The organism is Pantoea sp. 1B4, assembly GCF_016925765.1.
GTDB lineage: Bacteria > Pseudomonadota > Gammaproteobacteria > Enterobacterales > Enterobacteriaceae > Pantoea > Pantoea agglomerans.
Genome location: NZ_JAEUWZ010000001.1, coordinates 2,948,860 through 2,965,143 on the forward strand (window position 1 = coordinate 2,948,860; position 16,284 = coordinate 2,965,143).

At 56.7% G+C, this 16,284-nt stretch carries 10 protein-coding genes and 4 pseudogenes; 8 read left to right on the forward strand and 6 right to left on the reverse strand.

All coding sequences use genetic code 11. The features are described 5' to 3' along the window. Positions 1-305: 305 nt before the first annotated feature. Together JNO11_RS14205 and arsC are read left to right on the forward strand one after the other, a co-directional pair. Positions 306-1,770: pseudogene (locus tag JNO11_RS14205) on the forward strand (M48 family metallopeptidase). A gap of 32 nt (positions 1,771-1,802) precedes the next feature. Continuing rightward, on the forward strand, positions 1,803-2,132 hold the full coding sequence (gene arsC, locus JNO11_RS14210; protein ID WP_325177439.1) for an arsenate reductase (glutaredoxin): 330 nt from the start codon (positions 1,803-1,805) through the stop codon (positions 2,130-2,132). Here arsC and hda read toward each other — a convergent pair. From hda to upp, 3 genes and pseudogenes are all read right to left on the reverse strand, one after another. Further along, positions 2,129-2,831 (reverse strand): annotated as a pseudogene (gene hda / locus JNO11_RS14215) (DnaA inactivator Hda). The gene arsC and the pseudogene hda overlap by 4 nt on opposite strands. Positions 2,832-2,938: 107 nt before the next feature. Beyond that, complete coding sequence (gene uraA, locus JNO11_RS14220) at positions 2,939-4,222, reverse strand: uracil permease (protein ID WP_010671338.1); 1,284 nt, start codon at positions 4,220-4,222, stop codon at positions 2,939-2,941. 146 nt (positions 4,223-4,368) lie between these two features. Continuing rightward, positions 4,369-4,995, reverse strand: a complete 627-nt coding sequence (gene upp / locus JNO11_RS14225; RefSeq protein ID WP_009088774.1) for a uracil phosphoribosyltransferase — start codon at positions 4,993-4,995, stop codon at positions 4,369-4,371. Positions 4,996-5,225: 230 nt separating this feature from the next. On the opposite strand from upp, the gene purM reads away from it, so the two are divergent. Both purM and purN read left to right on the forward strand, forming a co-directional pair. Then, a complete protein-coding gene (gene purM, locus JNO11_RS14230; RefSeq protein WP_010671337.1) occupies positions 5,226-6,266 on the forward strand; it encodes a phosphoribosylformylglycinamidine cyclo-ligase in 1,041 nt (346 codons plus the stop codon). Continuing rightward, a complete protein-coding gene (gene purN, locus JNO11_RS14235; protein ID WP_033788088.1) occupies positions 6,263-6,901 on the forward strand; it encodes a phosphoribosylglycinamide formyltransferase in 639 nt (212 codons plus the stop codon). Before purM ends, purN begins: the two co-directional genes overlap by 4 nt. Before the next feature lie 109 nt (positions 6,902-7,010). Here the strand turns inward: purN and pstB are convergent, their stop codons facing one another. The 3 genes and pseudogenes from pstB to JNO11_RS14250 all read right to left on the reverse strand — a co-directional run bounded on the left by pstB (position 7,011) and on the right by JNO11_RS14250 (position 11,510). After that, positions 7,011-7,784 carry a phosphate ABC transporter ATP-binding protein PstB gene (gene pstB, locus JNO11_RS14240; protein ID WP_022624137.1) on the reverse strand — a complete coding sequence of 258 codons (774 nt, stop codon included), beginning with the start codon at positions 7,782-7,784 and terminating at the stop codon, positions 7,011-7,013. 6 nt (positions 7,785-7,790) lie between these two features. Continuing rightward, positions 7,791-9,425, reverse strand: coding sequence for a phosphate ABC transporter permease PstA (gene pstA, locus JNO11_RS14245; RefSeq protein ID WP_325177440.1), 1,635 nt, complete (start codon positions 9,423-9,425; stop codon positions 7,791-7,793). Next, positions 9,422-11,510 (reverse strand): annotated as a pseudogene (locus JNO11_RS14250) (ABC transporter permease subunit). The gene pstA and the pseudogene JNO11_RS14250 overlap by 4 nt, the downstream one beginning before the upstream one ends. Positions 11,511-11,660: 150 nt before the next feature. Between JNO11_RS14250 and ppk1 the strand changes: the two are divergent. The 4 genes and pseudogenes from ppk1 (at position 11,661) to JNO11_RS14270 (ending at position 16,198) form a co-directional block, all read left to right on the forward strand. Further along, positions 11,661-13,721, forward strand: coding sequence for a polyphosphate kinase 1 (ppk1, locus tag JNO11_RS14255; RefSeq protein WP_325177441.1), 2,061 nt, complete (start codon positions 11,661-11,663; stop codon positions 13,719-13,721). 5 nt (positions 13,722-13,726) lie between these two features. Then, positions 13,727-15,253, forward strand: a complete 1,527-nt coding sequence (gene ppx, locus JNO11_RS14260) for an exopolyphosphatase (protein ID WP_325177442.1) — start codon at positions 13,727-13,729, stop codon at positions 15,251-15,253. A gap of 41 nt (positions 15,254-15,294) precedes the next feature. Next, on the forward strand, positions 15,295-15,909 hold the full coding sequence (tehB, locus tag JNO11_RS14265) for a tellurite resistance methyltransferase TehB (RefSeq protein WP_010671332.1): 615 nt from the start codon (positions 15,295-15,297) through the stop codon (positions 15,907-15,909). A 101-nt stretch (positions 15,910-16,010) separates the two neighbouring features. Continuing rightward, positions 16,011-16,198, forward strand: a pseudogene (locus tag JNO11_RS14270) (YfgG family protein). Positions 16,199-16,284: the final 86 nt, after the last annotated feature.

Consider the following 16,284-nt stretch of genomic DNA (forward strand, 5'->3'; position numbering starts at 1 on the left):
TTCTGCTTTATTCTGCCGAAGCGCATTGGGAATAAATGAATAAGGCGTTACTTAACCGCTCACAAACCCGGCGATACTCCGCCGGTTTTTATTCGTTTAACCGCGGTTTAAGTTGGCAGGATGTTCAGTTTTTTTCGTCAAAATGGGCGATCTTGCACAAATTACGTCGGTCGCTTGCCAGAAAACGACATTTCATTCTTTTGATGCTCTGGTTAAGATAGTCACGAACCGTCGTTATCTGCGAAAAATGGAACATTCCCGCTGCGCACCTGTCCATTTTCAGGGCCTCTCTACAGGATTAAGGCATGTTGAACCGGTTAAAGAAAACGCTGATCGCCGCGCTCCTTCCGACGCTCATTTTCACTACTCTGTCACCTGCTTATGCCGATGTCAGTGATTCACTTCCCGATATTGGCACTACGGCCGGTTCGACGCTGTCGATTAATCAGGAACTGCAGATGGGTGACTTTTATGTGCGCCAGCTGCGTGCCAGTGCGCCGCTGATCAATGATCCGCTGCTTAATCAGTATATTAATCAGTTGGGTCAGCGACTGGTGTCGCATGCCGACTCAGTGAAAACCCCGTTCCACTTCTTTCTGATTCAGAACGATGAGCTCAACGCCTTTGCCTTTTTTTGGTGGCAACGTGGTGCTGCACTCAGCGCTGTTCCGCTATACCGAAAATGAAAGCCAGCTGGCGTCAGTAATGGCGCATGAGATCTCACACGTTACCCAGCGCCATCTGGCGCGCGCAATGGAAGATCAAAAGCGCAATGCGCCACTGACATGGGTCGGTGCGCTGGGCTCAATTCTGCTGGCGATGGCCAATCCGCAGGCGGGCATGGCAGCACTGACCGGCACCCTGGCGGGAACTCAGCAGGGGATTATCAGTTTTACCCAGGGTAATGAGCAGGAAGCTGACCGCATCGGAATTCAGGTACTGCAGCGCGCCGGGTTTGATCCCCAGGCGATGCCGAACTTTTTACAGAAGCTGGCCGATCAGAGCCGCTTCTCTTCGAAGCCTCCTGAAATTCTGCTGACGCATCCCCTGCCTGACAGCCGTCTGGCGGATGCCCGCAACCGCGCTAACCAGATGCGGCCGGTGGTGGTGCAATCTACAGAAGATTTCTATCTGGCAAAGGTGCGTTCACTGGGCATGTACTCCACCGGGCGTAATCAGCTCACCGACGAACTGCTGAGCCAGTATGCCAGCGGCAATTCTCGTGAGCAGCTGGCGTCACAATATGGCAAAGCCATACAGTTTTTGCAGGCGAAAAGCTTTGCCGATGCGAAGCGGATTATGACGCCGCTGCTGGCGAAACAGCCGAATAACGTCTGGTTCCTGGATCTTATGTCAGATATCGATATCGGCCTGAATCAGCCACAACAGGCGATCGCCCTGCTCAGCGCCGCCACCAGTGCAAAAAACAGCCCGGTGGTGCAGCTCAACCTGGCCAATGCCTACGTTGAAGCGAAACAGTATGCCAATGCCAGCCGCATTCTGAATCGCTACACCTGGGCTAATAAAGATGATCCCAACGGCTGGGATTTGCTGGCCCAGGCGTCTGCACAGCAGGGACTGAATGATGAAGAGTTATCGGCGCGGGCAGAGAGTCTGGCGCTGAATGGCCAGCTCGATCAGGCGATCACCGCGCTTGGCAGCGCCAGCGCACAGGTGCCGCTCGGCAGCCTGAAACAGGCGCGCTACGATGCCCGTATCGATCAGCTGCGCCAGTTACAACAGCGCTTTAAGCAATATCAGAAAGGTTGAGCATTCACGCTGCGAATAAAGGAGAGTCTGAGATGGTGACGATTTACCACAACCCGCGCTGCAGCAAGAGCCGCGAGACGCTGGCACTGCTGAACGCCCGCGGGATAGAGCCGGAAGTGGTGCTCTATCTGCAAACGCCGCCCGATCGCGAGACGCTGCAAATCCTGTTACAGAAACTGGGAATGCAGAGTGCACAGCAGTTGATGCGGACTAAAGAGGCGATCTATAGCGAACTGGCACTCAGCGACAAAAGCGAAAGTGCGCTGCTGGAACATCCGGTGCTGATTGAAAGGCCGATAGTGATCAATGGCGACAAGGCGCGGATCGGGCGTCCGCCCGAAGCGGTGCTCGACCTGTTTTAAAGGCCGAGTGTCTCTTTCACAAACGGAATGGTGAGTTTACGCTGGGCGCTGATCGAGGCGCGATCAAGCCGATCCAGCGTATCAAACAGGGTGCGCATTTCACGATCCAGTCGCTTCAGCAGGAAGCGTCCCACATCTTCCGGCAGCTCAAATCCGCGTAACCCGGCGCGCAGTTGCAGCGCCTGTAATTTATCTTCGTCGGAGAGAGGCTGCAGGCGATAGATCTGCCCCCCAGTCCAGCCGCGAGGCGAGATCGGGCAATTGCAGATTAAGCTGGCGTGGCGGACGATCGCCGGTAATAAACAGGCGCGTATTGCCGGTTTCCAGAATACGGTTATAGAGATCGAAGATCGCCATTTCCCATTCAGGCTCGCCTGCAATGCACTCGATGTTATCGATGCAGACCAGTGACAGCTGCTCCATCCCTTCCAGTACTTCCGGTACAAACCAGGTGCGTTTATCCAGCGGAACGTAACCGACCGCTTCGCTGCGCGCTGACATCTCGGCGCACGCGGCGTGCAGCAAATGGCTCCGCCCTCCGCCTTCGCGTGACCAGAAGTAGAGATAGCTGCCATGTTGTTGGTTGAGAGCGCCTTTCAGCGCGGCAATCAGCGACGGGTTTTCCCCCGGCCAGAAGCTGGAGAAGGTTTCATCGTCAGGTAAATAGAGTGGCAATGACAATTGTGCCGGCGTGTTCAGAAGCACCTCAGCAAGAGAACAAGCAAAAAATCGGGGGAAGTCTAACACAGTTTTCAGAAAGAGATGAATGGGGCGTCCCTGCCCCGATCCTGTCAGGCTTGCTGCGATCACGGCTCGCGCGATTCTTCAGCCTCCAGCACCACTTCTTCCGGGCGCAGCAGTGAGATCACACGGAAGATCAGCGCTAATCCAACCCCTACGATTGTCGCCAGCGCCATGCCTTTCAGCTCTGCAGCACCGATATGCACCTTCGCACCGCTGACGCCGATGATCAGGATCACCGAGGTCAGGATCAGATTTTGCGCTTTGTTGTAATCGACTTTGGATTCGATCAACACCCGGATACCGGATGCGCCGATCACGCCATACAGCAGCAGCGACACGCCGCCCATTACCGGTACCGGGATCGCCTGGATCACCGCCGCCAGTTTGCCGACACAGGAGAGCAGGATTGCCAGAATCGCCGCGCCGCCAATCACCCAGGTACTGTAGACGCGGGTAATTGCCATCACACCGATGTTTTCGCCGTAGGTGGTGTTAGGCGTTGAACCAAAGAAGCCGGAGATGACCGTTGATAAGCCGTTGGCGAACATCGAACGATGCAAGCCAGGGTCGCGAATCAGATCTTTCTTTACGATGTTGGCGGTGACCACCAGATGACCGATATGCTCGGCAATCACCACCAGCGCCGCAGGCAGGATCGTCAGCATCGCCACCCACTCAAAGCGCGGGGTATAGAAGGTTGGCAGCGCAAACCAGGGGGCTTTGACCACGCCGCTCCAGTCAACGATGCCCATAAATGCAGAGAGCAGATAACCCGCCACCACCCCGACCAGAATCGGGATGATCGCCAGGAAGCCACGAAACAGCACGGAACCGAATACCGTCACTGCCAGCGTGACCAGCGAAATCAGCACGGTTGTACTGTCGGGCGCACTGCCTTCCGCGGGCAGCAGACCTGCCATATTTGCGGCAACACCCGCCAGCTCCAGACCGATGACGGCGACAATCGCGCCCATCGCCGCCGGGGGAAACATCACATCGAGCCAGCCGGTGCCCGCGCGTTTGACAATCAGCGCCACCAGACAGAACAGCACGCCGCACAGGATAAATCCGCCCAGCGCGACCTCATAACCCAGCGGCAGCAATAGCAGTACTGGCGAGATAAAGGCAAAACTGGAACCGAGGTAAGCGGGAATTTTGCCTTTACAGATAAAGAGGTAGATCAGCGTGCCTACGCCGTTGAATAACAGCACCGTCGCCGGGTTGATGTGGAACAGAATCGGTACCAGTACCGTGGCACCAAACATGGCGAACAGGTGTTGCAGGCTGAGTGGAATGGTTTGCAGTAACGGCGGTCGTTCACTGACGCCAATGGCGCGACGAGTCATCATTTATCCCCTTGTGTTATTTATCCCCCAGGGCGCGCGGCTCTGGCACAGCAGCAGGCACGCCGGTGAGCCTCGCAGACACACCAAACCCGTTCGGGGATCTTTTTTTGCCAAAAAAAAGCCGACTCTCTGGTCGGCTGTGCGATTTATTTGGTTCCGAAAATCTTGTCCCCGGCATCGCCGAGCCCGGGAATGATGTAACCCTTCTCATTCAGTCCCTGATCCACTGACGCGGTGTAAAGCTCAACGTCAGGATGCGCTTTCTCCAGCGCGGCAATCCCTTCTGGTGCGGCAACCAGTACCAGCACTTTAATGCTGGTGCAGCCCGCTTTCTTCAGCAGGTCGATGGTGGCGATCATGGAACCGCCGGTCGCCAGCATAGGATCGACGACCAGCGCCAGGCGCTCTTCGATGTTAGAGACCAGCTTCTGGAAATAGGGAACCGGCTCCAGTGTCTCTTCATCACGGTAAACACCCACCACGCTGATACGGGCGCTGGGAACGTGCTCCAGCACCCCTTCCATCATGCCCAGGCCGGCACGCAGAATCGGCACCACCGTGATTTTTTTGCCTTTGATCTGATCGATCTCTACCGGGCCGTTCCAGCCCTCAATGGTTACGCGCTCTGTTTCCAGATCGGCGGTCGCTTCGTAGGTCAGCAGGCTGCCCACTTCAGACGCCAGCTCGCGAAAACGCTTTGTACTGATATCATGCTCACGCATCAAGCCCAGTTTATGTTTGACCAGCGGGTGTCTGACTTCCACGATCTTCATTGGTGTTCTCCCGGAATGAGTTGAGCTAAAAAAAAATCGCGGGATTATACCGCCTTTTACGCTCCGCGCCACCTGCTCTTGCGCAAAGCCGCGGGTTTTAACGGGACAAATAGAGGATTAATGAAAATCGCCCGATGCGCAATCCCGGACTCGCAAACGTTTGCCTGCACTGATAGAATTGCCGCGCTTTATTTTAAACCACCAACCGCAACTCGCGTGGGGACCTCGCAGTGACCGACAAAACCTCTCTCAGTTACAAAGACGCCGGTGTTGATATTGATGCTGGTAACGCTCTGGTTGACCGTATTAAAGGCGTAGTGAAAAAGACGCGTCGCCCGGAAGTGATGGGTGGACTGGGCGGTTTTGGTGCGCTTTGCGCGCTGCCGCAGAAATACCGTGAACCGGTGCTGGTCTCCGGCACCGATGGCGTTGGCACCAAGCTGCGTCTGGCGATGGATCTCAAACGTCACGATGCCATTGGTGTTGACCTGGTGGCGATGTGCGTCAACGACCTGGTAGTACAGGGCGCCGAGCCCCTCTTCTTCCTCGACTACTACGCTACCGGCAAACTGGATGTGGATACCGCCTCTGCGGTGATCACCGGCATCGCCGAAGGTTGTCTGCAGTCGGGTTGTGCGCTGGTGGGCGGTGAAACCGCTGAGATGCCAGGCATGTATCACGGTGAAGATTACGATGTGGCCGGTTTCTGTGTTGGCGTGGTGGAAAAGTCAGAGATCATTGATGGCAGCAAGGTGCAGGATGGCGACGTACTTATCGCCCTCGGCTCCAGCGGCCCGCACTCCAACGGCTATTCGCTGGTGCGTAAGATTCTGGAAGTCAGCAACACCGATCCGCTGGCTGAACAGCTGGAAGGCAAACCGCTTGCCGATCATCTGCTGGAACCGACCCGCATCTACGTGAAAAATATCCTGAGCCTGATTGAGCAGGTCGATGTGCACGCTATCGCACACCTGACCGGCGGCGGCTTCTGGGAGAATATTCCGCGCGTGCTGCCCGATAACACTCAGGCGGTGATCGACGAGAAGAGCTGGCAGTGGCCGGCCGTCTTCAGCTGGTTACAGCAGGCGGGCAACGTCAGCCGTTTCGAGATGTACCGTACCTTTAACTGCGGCGTCGGCATGATCATCGCCCTGAGTCCGGCAGACGCGGACAACGCGATTGCGCTGATGCAGGCTGCGGGCGAGAAAGCCTGGAAGCTTGGCGTGATTAAAGCGTCTGATGCCGAAGAGCGTGTGGTCATCAACGGATGAAAAAGCTGGTTGTACTGATTTCCGGCAACGGAAGTAACCTTCAGTCCATCCTTGACGCCTGTGCAAGCGGGCGGATTCACGGCAGCGTGGCTGCCGTATTCAGCAACCGCGCCGCCGCTTATGGCCTGACGCGGGCGCAGGAGGCAGGTATTCCTGCCCACTCGCTTGCCGCCAGCGACTTCACTGACCGCGAAGCCTTCGATCGCCAGCTCATCGCTGAAATCGAAGCCTACAGTCCAGACCTGATTGTGCTGGCCGGCTATATGCGCATTCTCAGCAGCGCGTTCGTGGCCCATTTTCACGATCGCCTGCTGAATATCCACCCTTCCCTGTTGCCGAAATATCCGGGTCTGCATACGCATCGTCAGGCGCTGGAAAATGGCGATAGCGAACATGGCACCTCCGTACATTTCGTCACTGACGAGCTGGATGGAGGTCCGGTGATCCTGCAGGCCAAAGTCCCGGTTTTTCCCGGCGACAGCGAAGCGGAGATTACGGAGCGGGTGCAGCATCAGGAGCATGCCATCTATCCGATGGTAATCGGCTGGTTTGTTGAGGGTCGTCTGGCGATGCGTGACGGCAAGGCCTGGCTGGATGGCGAACCGCTGCCGCCGCAGGGTTATGCTAACGACTGACCCGACAGGGGAAGCCGGGGCTTCCCCTGAAGTGCTGGCGGTCGGGGTAAAGGCTCAGGGAACCATTGAGCCGTCTGACATAACAACCTGCTCTGCTCCCGTTACTGACTTAACCGTAGCGCCCCGTAATATAATCTTCGGTCCGTCGCTGTTTTGGCGCGGTAAAGATACGGTCAGTCTCATCAAACTCCACTAACGCGCCCTGATGCATAAACGCGGTGTAATCTGACACGCGAGAAGCCTGCTGCATGTTGTGCGTCACCAGCACCAGTGTGAAATGCTGCTTGAGCGTAGTCATCAGCTCTTCAATCACCAGCGTTGAGATGGGATCGAGCGCGGAGGTCGGCTCATCCAGCAGCAGAACTTCCGGTTCAATCGCAATGGCGCGGGCAATCACCAGCCGCTGCTGCTGTCCGGTAGAGAGCGTCAGCGCATTCTGTGAAAGCTGATCTTTGACCTCACTCCACAGCGCCGCCGCGCGCAGCGCACGTTCACAGGCTTCGTTCAGCACCCGCCGATCGCGTACACCCTGTAAGCGCAGCCCGTAGACCACATTTTCATAGATCGATTTTGGAAAAGGATTGGGGCGCTGAAACACCATGCCGACCCGACGACGCAGCGCCGAGAGATCCTGCTCGGGTCGCAGGATCGGCTGCGATCCCAGCAACACCTCACCCTCGACCCGGCAATGATCAATCACATCATTCATGCGATTAAAACAGCGCAGCAACGTCGATTTGCCACAGCCGGAGGGACCAATCAGTGCAGTAATCTTGTTTTTCGGCACCTGCAGCGAAATAGCCTGCAGCGCCTGGCGCTCGCCATACCACAGCGACAGCTGGTTAACGGTCAGCGCGATATCCGTGTCGGACGTCATAGTCATAGCCTGTTATTGAGTCATAAGGCGATAGCGTTCACGCAGACGGTGACGCAGGCCCATCGCCAGCAGATTAAGCGACAGAATAATCAGCACCAGCAGCAGCGCGGTGGCGAACACCAGCGGCCGGTCAGCTTCAATATTCGGACTCTGAAACGCCAGATCGTAAATCTGGAAGCCCAGATGCATAAATTTGCGATCCAGATGCAGATAAGGAAACACCGCGTCGACGGGCAGTTCCGGCACCATTTTTACCACGCCAACCAGCATCAGCGGCGCGGTTTCACCAGCGGCACGCGCCACCGCCAGAATCAGGCCGGTCAGCATGGCAGGCACCGCCATCGGCAGCACCACGTTCCACAGGGTTTCCGCCTGAGTCGCGCCCAGCGCCAGCGATCCCTGCCGCAGGCTGTTGGGAATGCGGGATAGTCCCTCTTCGGTCGCCACAATCACCACCGGCAGCGTTAGTAACGCCAGAGTCAGCGACGCCCACAGCAAACCAGGTGTTCCGAAGGTGGGATTGGGCAGCGCGCTGGCGAAGAAGAGCTGGTCTATCGTTCCGCCCACCAGCCAGACAAAGAAGCCCAGACCAAATACGCCATAGACGATTGAAGGAACGCCTGCCAGATTGACCACCGCGATGCGCACCAGTCTGGTCAGCGCATTGCGTCCGGCATATTCATGCAGCCAGATGGCGGCGATGACACCCAGCGGCATCACGACCACCGACATCAGCAGCACCATCAGCACGGTGCCAAAGATCGCCGGGAACGCCCCGGATTCACTCTCGCCTTCAGCGGGTGAATCACTGACGAAACGCCACAGCTGATGCAGAAAATGCAGCGTTTTGCCGGTCAGCGTCATCGCGTTCGGCTTCCAGCTGTCAACGATTTCGGTCAGCGGGATCGCATGTTCGGTGCCATGCACATCCCGCAGGATTAACAGATCGCGCTGACTCTGCTGTTGCAGCGAAGCCAGTGTCTCGCTCAGCTGATTAAAACGGCGCTGCAAAGCGGCCTGATTGGCCTGATATTCTGACTCGGCCTGCAGATCAAAGCGCCCGTCAGCACGGTTTGTGGCCGCCTGCTCATCAAGCTGCTCACGCTGGCTGTTGAGGCGCGCCATATTGACCCGGCGAATCTGATTAGCCTGCCGCACCAGCATCTGCACCTGTCCGAGCCGCTGATGCAGCAGTGCATCGGGATCCTGCGCAGTCAGCTCTTCATTATCCTCACGCAGGCCGACAAACCAGCCGTATGCCTGACCGTGGCTGCGGCGCTGCAGCACCATGATGTCCGCTGGCTGGCTGACCTGCGCCGCCGTGCGACTGTAAACCACCCGGAAATCGGGTGCGTCCCAGTCACGGTTACCGGTTTTGATCAGATAGCGATTAACCTGTCCGCCGCTGTTGCCCTGCTCATCTGCCGGGGCCGGAAAGCGCCGCTGATGTTCCAGGGTTTCACCCAGCAGCCGCGTCTCGCCCCCTTCAGGCTGGCTAAACGTGTAGAGATCGACGCGCTGCGGCCAGAAAGCGCGCACCCCCTGCCAGGCCAGTAACCCAATCAGCAGCGTAAAGGCCAGCAGGCAGACGGCTACGGCACCGGCGGTTAGCCAGCGCCAGCGATCGTTCTGTCGCATCGCTTTCATGCCTGCTCCTCGTGCTGGCTGTAGCGCTGGCGCAGCCGCTGACGGATCAGCTCGGCAACCGTGTTGATCACCAGCGTAAACAGCAGCAGCATCAGGGCGCTAAGAAACAGCACGCGATAATGGGCACTCCCCGCCGCCGCTTCCGGCATCTCAATGGCGATATTGGCGGACAGCGCGCGCAGGCCGCTGAACAAGCCACCTTCACTTTGCGGCGTGTTGCCGGTCGCCATCAGCAAAATCATGGTTTCTCCTACGGCACGCCCCAGACCAATCATCAGGGCGGCAAAAATACCGGCGGAAGCACCCGGCAGCACGACGCGGGTCAGGGTTTGCCACGGCGTCGCGCCCAGTGCCAGCGAGCCCTGCCCCAGTGCAGCAGGCACGCTGAACAGCGCATCCTCAGAGAGGGTAAAGATCAGCGGTACCAGCGCAAAGCCCATCGCCAGCGCGGCCACCAGCAGATTGCGCTGTTCGTAATGCGGCAGCCAGTCGCCCGCATCCGGTATCAACAGCGTGGGCAGCCACAGCGTCAGCAGCGTGACCAGCAGCAACAGCGGCAGCAGAATCAGCACTTCACGACCCGGCTGACGCCAGCGCGGCGGTAAACGCGCGCTGAATACGCCGCACAGCAGCAGCGTGCCCGCCAGCGTCAGCGGCAGCAGCAGCACACCTACCAGCGCCTGACCAATATGCGGCGCGAGCCAGATCCCGGCAATCAGCCCCACCACTACGCTCGGCAGCGCGCCCATCATTTCGATTGCCGGTTTAACCCAGCGTCGCAGGCCTGGCGCCATAAACCAGGCGGTGTACATCGCCGCCGCCAGCGCCAGCGGTGTGGCAAACAGCAGCGCTAAACTCGCCGCTTTCAGCGTACCCATCACCATCGGCATCAGGCTGAACTTGGCCTGATAACTGTCACCCGCCGCGGTCGATTGCCAGATCCAGTCCGGTCCGGGATAATTTTCATACCAGATTTTTTGCCAGAAATTGCGCCAGGTGACGTCCGGCCACGGATTATCAAGCCGCAGGGTCTGCCAGCTTCCCGCCCGTTCAATTAGCAGGCTGTCGCCACGTGGCGAAAACTGCGCCTGCACAATGCCAGGTTCCAGCTGACGCTGCAGTATCGGGCCATTCTGCTTGCTGGCGAACAGCCGCAACAGCCCCTGTTTGCTGAGCGTCGCAAACACGCGGCGTTGTGATTCCGTCACCAGAATGGTCTCGCCGTCGCTGTTGGCAAAGGTACGAATGCGCTGCAGGCGCGGCCCCTGTTCGCTGGCGATAGCAAACCACTGCGTGATACCGCTGCCATCCTGGATCAGCAGGCTTGTGCCGCCCACCAGCAGATGCAGACTTTTTTGGCCGCTGCGGCAGGGTGTGCGTTTCGCGCAATAGTGCACGGTCATCGTCAAGTTGCCAGACCCGCAGCAGATTGCCTTCGGTGGTGTAGAGCAGATCGCCGGCAGGCGAGAGCGCCAGCAGATCCAGCTGGCGTTGCGGCAGCGGGATAACCGAGGCCTGGCGATCGGTGCCGAGCGTCAGCACCCGGAGTCCGGCCTCAGTGAGTGCGGCTATACGCCACTGACCCGCATGGCGCGTCGCCAGCGCCATCTTCGTCACTGCGCCATCGGGCAGATGAAAAGGTTTATCTCCCAGCGGAAAACGCCACTGCTGGTCGGCGGTTGGCTGCATCAGTGTCAGCGCACCCTGCATATTCAGCAGTAGCGTCTGCTCATCGGCACTCCGCACTATTTCGCCGGGCGGCGGGGTCAGCGCCAGTGCCGGTTCCGCAGGCTGACCATCCAGCGGAATAAAACGCGCCGCACCGCGCTCGCTGATGCGCCAGCCGACCTTCCCCTGATTGCCAATCGCTAATGCTGGCGCACGATCCCAGAGTTGCTGGCTGGCCGCAATCTGCAGGCCCGGCGCATTAAACAGCGGTAATACCACGCCAATCAGCCAGCAGAAGAGCAGCAGCATCAATAGCAGGATCGCCACGCCACAGCAGGTGACCAGCCGGCGTGTCAGACGGTCAACGGCACGACGCTTACGATCGCTGAATTGGACAGGAATGTGGTTTGCGCTCATGCGGTTCCGCTAGCAGGCCAAAATAAGCCGCTATGTTGCCCGTAGCCGATTGATAAGACAACTCCTGGCGTTGGACAACGCTGCCATACTCTCGCCATAATGTTGGTGGATACTGGATCTTCAGTCCTGCAACCGCTAAATGGAGTGAGAATGGGTCAGGTAAAGCTTTATATTGAAAAAGAATTAAGCTGGTTATCCTTTAATGAACGGGTTTTGCAGGAAGCAGCAGACAAAAGCAATCCACTGATTGAGCGGATGCGCTTTCTGGGTATCTACTCCAACAATCTCGACGAATTCTATAAAGTGCGTTTCGCCGACCTCAAACGCCGCATTCTGATTGGTGAAGAGCAGGGTTCCGCCAGTACACCACGCCATCTGTTTAAGAAAATTCAGCAGCGGGTAATGAAGTCCGATCAGGAGTTTGATGCGTTATATAACGATCTGCTGCTGGAGATGGCACGTAACCAGATCTTCCTGATCAATGAACGTCAGCTTTCATCCAATCAGCAGGCGTGGCTGCGCCACTACTTCAAGCACGAGCTGCGTCAGCATATCTCGCCGATTCTGATCACCCATGAAACGGATCTGACCGAATTCCTTAAAGATGACTACACCTACCTGGCGGTAGAGATCATTCGCGGTGACAATATTCAGTATGCGCTGCTGGAAATTCCGTCCGACAAAGTCCCGCGTTTCATCAATTTACCGGCTGAGCCACCGCGCCGCCGTAAACCGATGATCCTGCTGGATAACATTCTGCGCTACTGCCTGGATGACATTTTTAAAGGCTTCTACGACTACGACGCGCTCAACGCCTATTCAATGAAAATGACGCGTGACGCCGAGTACGACCTGGTCACGGAGATGGAGTCGAGCCTGCTGGAGCTGATGTCCTCCAGCCTGAAGCAGCGACTGACGGCGGAACCGGTGCGTTTCGTCTACCAGCGCGATATGCCCGACACGATGGTGTCGCTGCTGTGCCACAAGCTTTCCATCTCAAACCTGGACTCCATCCTGCCAGGCGGCCGCTACCACAACTTCAAAGACTTTATCGGCTTCCCTAACGTCGGCAAAAACAACCTGGTGAACCGCCCGCTGCCGCAGATTCGCCACATCGGCTTTGATGGTTTCCGCAACGGCTTTGATGCAATTCGCAATCGCGACGTGCTGCTCTACTACCCGTACCACACCTTTGAGCATGTGCTGGAGCTGCTGCGCCAGGCGTCGTTCGACCCCAGCGTGCTGGCGATAAAAATCAACATCTATCGCGTTGCTAAGCATTCCCGCATCATGGATGCGATGATCCATGCCGCCTACAACGGTAAAAAAGTCACGGTGGTGGTGGAGTTGCAGGCGCGCTTTGATGAAGAAGCCAATATTTACTGGGCGAAACGCCTGACTGAAGCGGGCGTGCATGTCATTTTCTCCGCACCAGGCCTGAAGATCCACGCCAAGCTGTTCCTGATCTCACGCCGCGAAGGCGAAGAGATTGTGCGCTACGCGCATATCGGTACCGGCAACTTTAACGAGAAAACCGCGCGTCTCTATACGGACTACTCGTTGCTGACCGCGGATGCGCGTATCACCAATGAAGTACGTCGGGTGTTCAACTTTATTGAGAATCCCTACCGGCCCGTGACGTTCGATCATCTGATGGTCTCGCCGCAGAACTCGCGCCGGATGCTGTATGAGCTAATCGACACCGAAATTGCTAATGCGCAGCAGAATAAGCCCTGCGGCATTACTCTGAAAATCAACAATCTGGTGGACAAAGGTCTGGTTGATCGGCTTTATACAGCCTCCAGCGTAGGGGTGAAGGTCAATCTTCTGGTGCGCGGAATGTGCTCATTAATCCCTGACTTGCCCGGGATCAGTGAAAATATTCGTGTCATCAGTATTGTTGACCGTTATCTGGAACACGATCGCGTCTATATTTTTGAGAATGGCGGCGAAAAGAAGGTGTTCCTCTCCTCCGCTGACTGGATGACACGTAACATTGATTACCGTATCGAAGTGGCAGTGGCGATACTCGATCCCCACATCCGGCAGCGCATACTCAACATTATTGCTATTCAGTTGAGTGATACGGTGAAAGCCCGCATCGTCGATAAAGAGTTGAGTAACCATTACGTCCAGCGCGGCAATCGTCGTAAAGTGCGATCGCAGCTGGCCATTTATGATTACATCAAGAAACTGGAACAACCTGAATAAATCCTATGCCAATTTCTCATAAAAGTACGCCAAAACCCCAGGAGTTTGCGGCGATTGACCTGGGCTCGAACAGTTTCCATATGGTGATTGCGCGGGTTGTCGATGGTGCGATGCAGGTACTGGGCCGCCTTAAGCAGCGCGTCCATCTGGCTGACGGACTGGATGCCCGACACAACCTCAGCGAGGAAGCGATGGAGCGAGGGTTAGCCTGCCTGGCCCTGTTCGCCGAGCGCCTGCAGGGGTTCAGTCCGAGCAACGTGACGATTGTCGGTACCCACACGCTGCGCGAGGCGGTCAACGCCGAAACCTTCCTGCAACGTGCGGCCGAGGTGATCCCCTATCCGATCGAGGTGATTTCGGGCCATGAAGAGGCTCGCCTGATCTTTATGGGCGTTGAACATACCCAGCCGGAGAAAGGTCGCAAGCTGGTGATCGATATCGGCGGCGGATCAACCGAGCTGGTTATTGGCGAGGATTTTGAACCGCAACTGGTTGAGAGCCGACGCATGGGTTGCGTCAGTTTTGCCCAGCTCTATTTCCCGAAAGGTGAAATCAGCCGTGAAAACTTCCGTCGCGCCCGTTTAGCGGCCGCGCAGAAGCTGGAAACGCTGGCGTGGCAATATCGTCTGCATGGCTGGCAATATGCGCTGGGCGCGTCCGGCACCATCAAAGCCGCCTGCGAAGTGCTGCTGGCGATGGATGAAAAAGAGAAGCTGATTACGCCTGAGCGCCTCGAAAAGCTTTATGACGAGGTGATGAAACACAAATCCTTTGCTGCACTCAGCCTGCCGGGTCTGTCGGAAGAGCGTAAAGGCGTGTTTGTACCCGGGCTGGCGATTCTGTGCGGCGTATTTGATGCGCTGGCCATTCGCGAATTGCGCCTCTCCGACGGTGCGCTGCGTGAAGGTGTGCTCTATGAGATGGAGGGCCGTTTCCGCCATCAGGATATTCGTAGCCGTACTGCACAGAGTCTGGCGAACCATTACGCTATCGACAGCGATCAGGCACGACGCGTGCTCGACACCACCGAGCAGCTTTATCTGCAGTGGCGCGAGCAGAATCAGAAACTGGCGAATCCACAACTGGCCGCACTGCTGAAATGGGCGGCAATGCTGCACGAAGTAGGCCTGACCATCAATCACAGCGGCCTGCAACGCCATTCAGCCTATATTCTGCAAAACACCAACCTGCCGGGCTTCAATCAGGATCAGCAGATGCTGCTGGCGGCGCTGGTCAGATTCCATCGTAAAGCGATAAAGCTTGATGAGCTGCCGCGCGTGACGCTGTTCAAGAAAAAGCAGTTTGTACCGCTGATCTTCCTGCTTCGCCTGGGTACCCTGTTGAATAATCAGCGACAGGCCACCACGCGTCCGGAGGCGTTAACCCTGAAATGCGATGATGGCCACTGGACGCTGACCTTCCCGGCGGGCTACTTCACGCAGAACAACCTGGTTCAGCTCGATCTTGAACGGGAGCAGGTTTACTGGAATGACGTCACGGGATGGAAACTGATCCTCGAAGAAAAAGTCTGACAACACGGGCGCCTGGCGCCCGTTTAACTGAAATGATGAATATGACACAACCAACCGCACCACTTTCAGGCGAAAACTATTTTGCCGAAACCTATGGTTTAACGCCGCCCCACTCCGAAGTGGTTGCGGCGCTGCCCCAGCTCAACGTCGGCAAGGCGCTTGACCTTGGCTGTGGCGTGGGACGCAATACGCTGTTTCTGAATCAGCACGGTTTTGACGTCACGGCGTGGGATCATAATCCGCAAAGCCTGGCGCGCCTGCAGGAGATTATTGCGCAGGAAAATCTCAGCGGCATTCATACCGAGCAGCGCGACCTGAACAACACGCGCTTTAATGGCGGCTTCAACTTTGTGCTATCGACTGTGGTGATGATGTTCCTGCAGCCGCAGACTATTCCGCAGCTGATTGCCGACATGCAGGCCTGTACGGTCAGAGACGGTTTTAACCTGATCGTGGCGGCGATGAACACGGACGATATGCCCTGCCCGGCTGATTTCTCCTTTGCGTTTAAATCAGGCGAGCTCAGCCACTACTACCGCAACTGGCACATCGTGAAGTACAACGAGCACCCCGGTCAGTTGCATCGCACAGATGAAAATGGCAACCGCATCACCTGTCGTTTTGCGACGCTGCTGGCGCAAAAAGCGAGTTACTGATTTTTATCTGCTGTTTTTTTCAACAGCGATTGATTTCATCAGGCGACTGTGACTAAATATTGCAGTCGCCCCAGATGGGGTCATTACAGGAACCACCCCGCGTGAACAGCGCTATTTCTCCCCGAAGACGTCAAAAAAACCGGCACCATGACCCGCATTGTGCTGCTGATTAGTTTTATCATTCTTTTTTAGTCGCCTGATTTTTATCCTGCCTGCTGCCTTCGAGCATCATCAGCAACAGAAAGCTATTCCTGAACCGGTTGCCATAACATCAGGCGATACGCGATAGCGAATAACCAATAACGACATTTCGCCTGAAACGCACCTGAAACTTAAACGTTATCCAGATAACTGGACTCTTTTTTGCATCCCTTT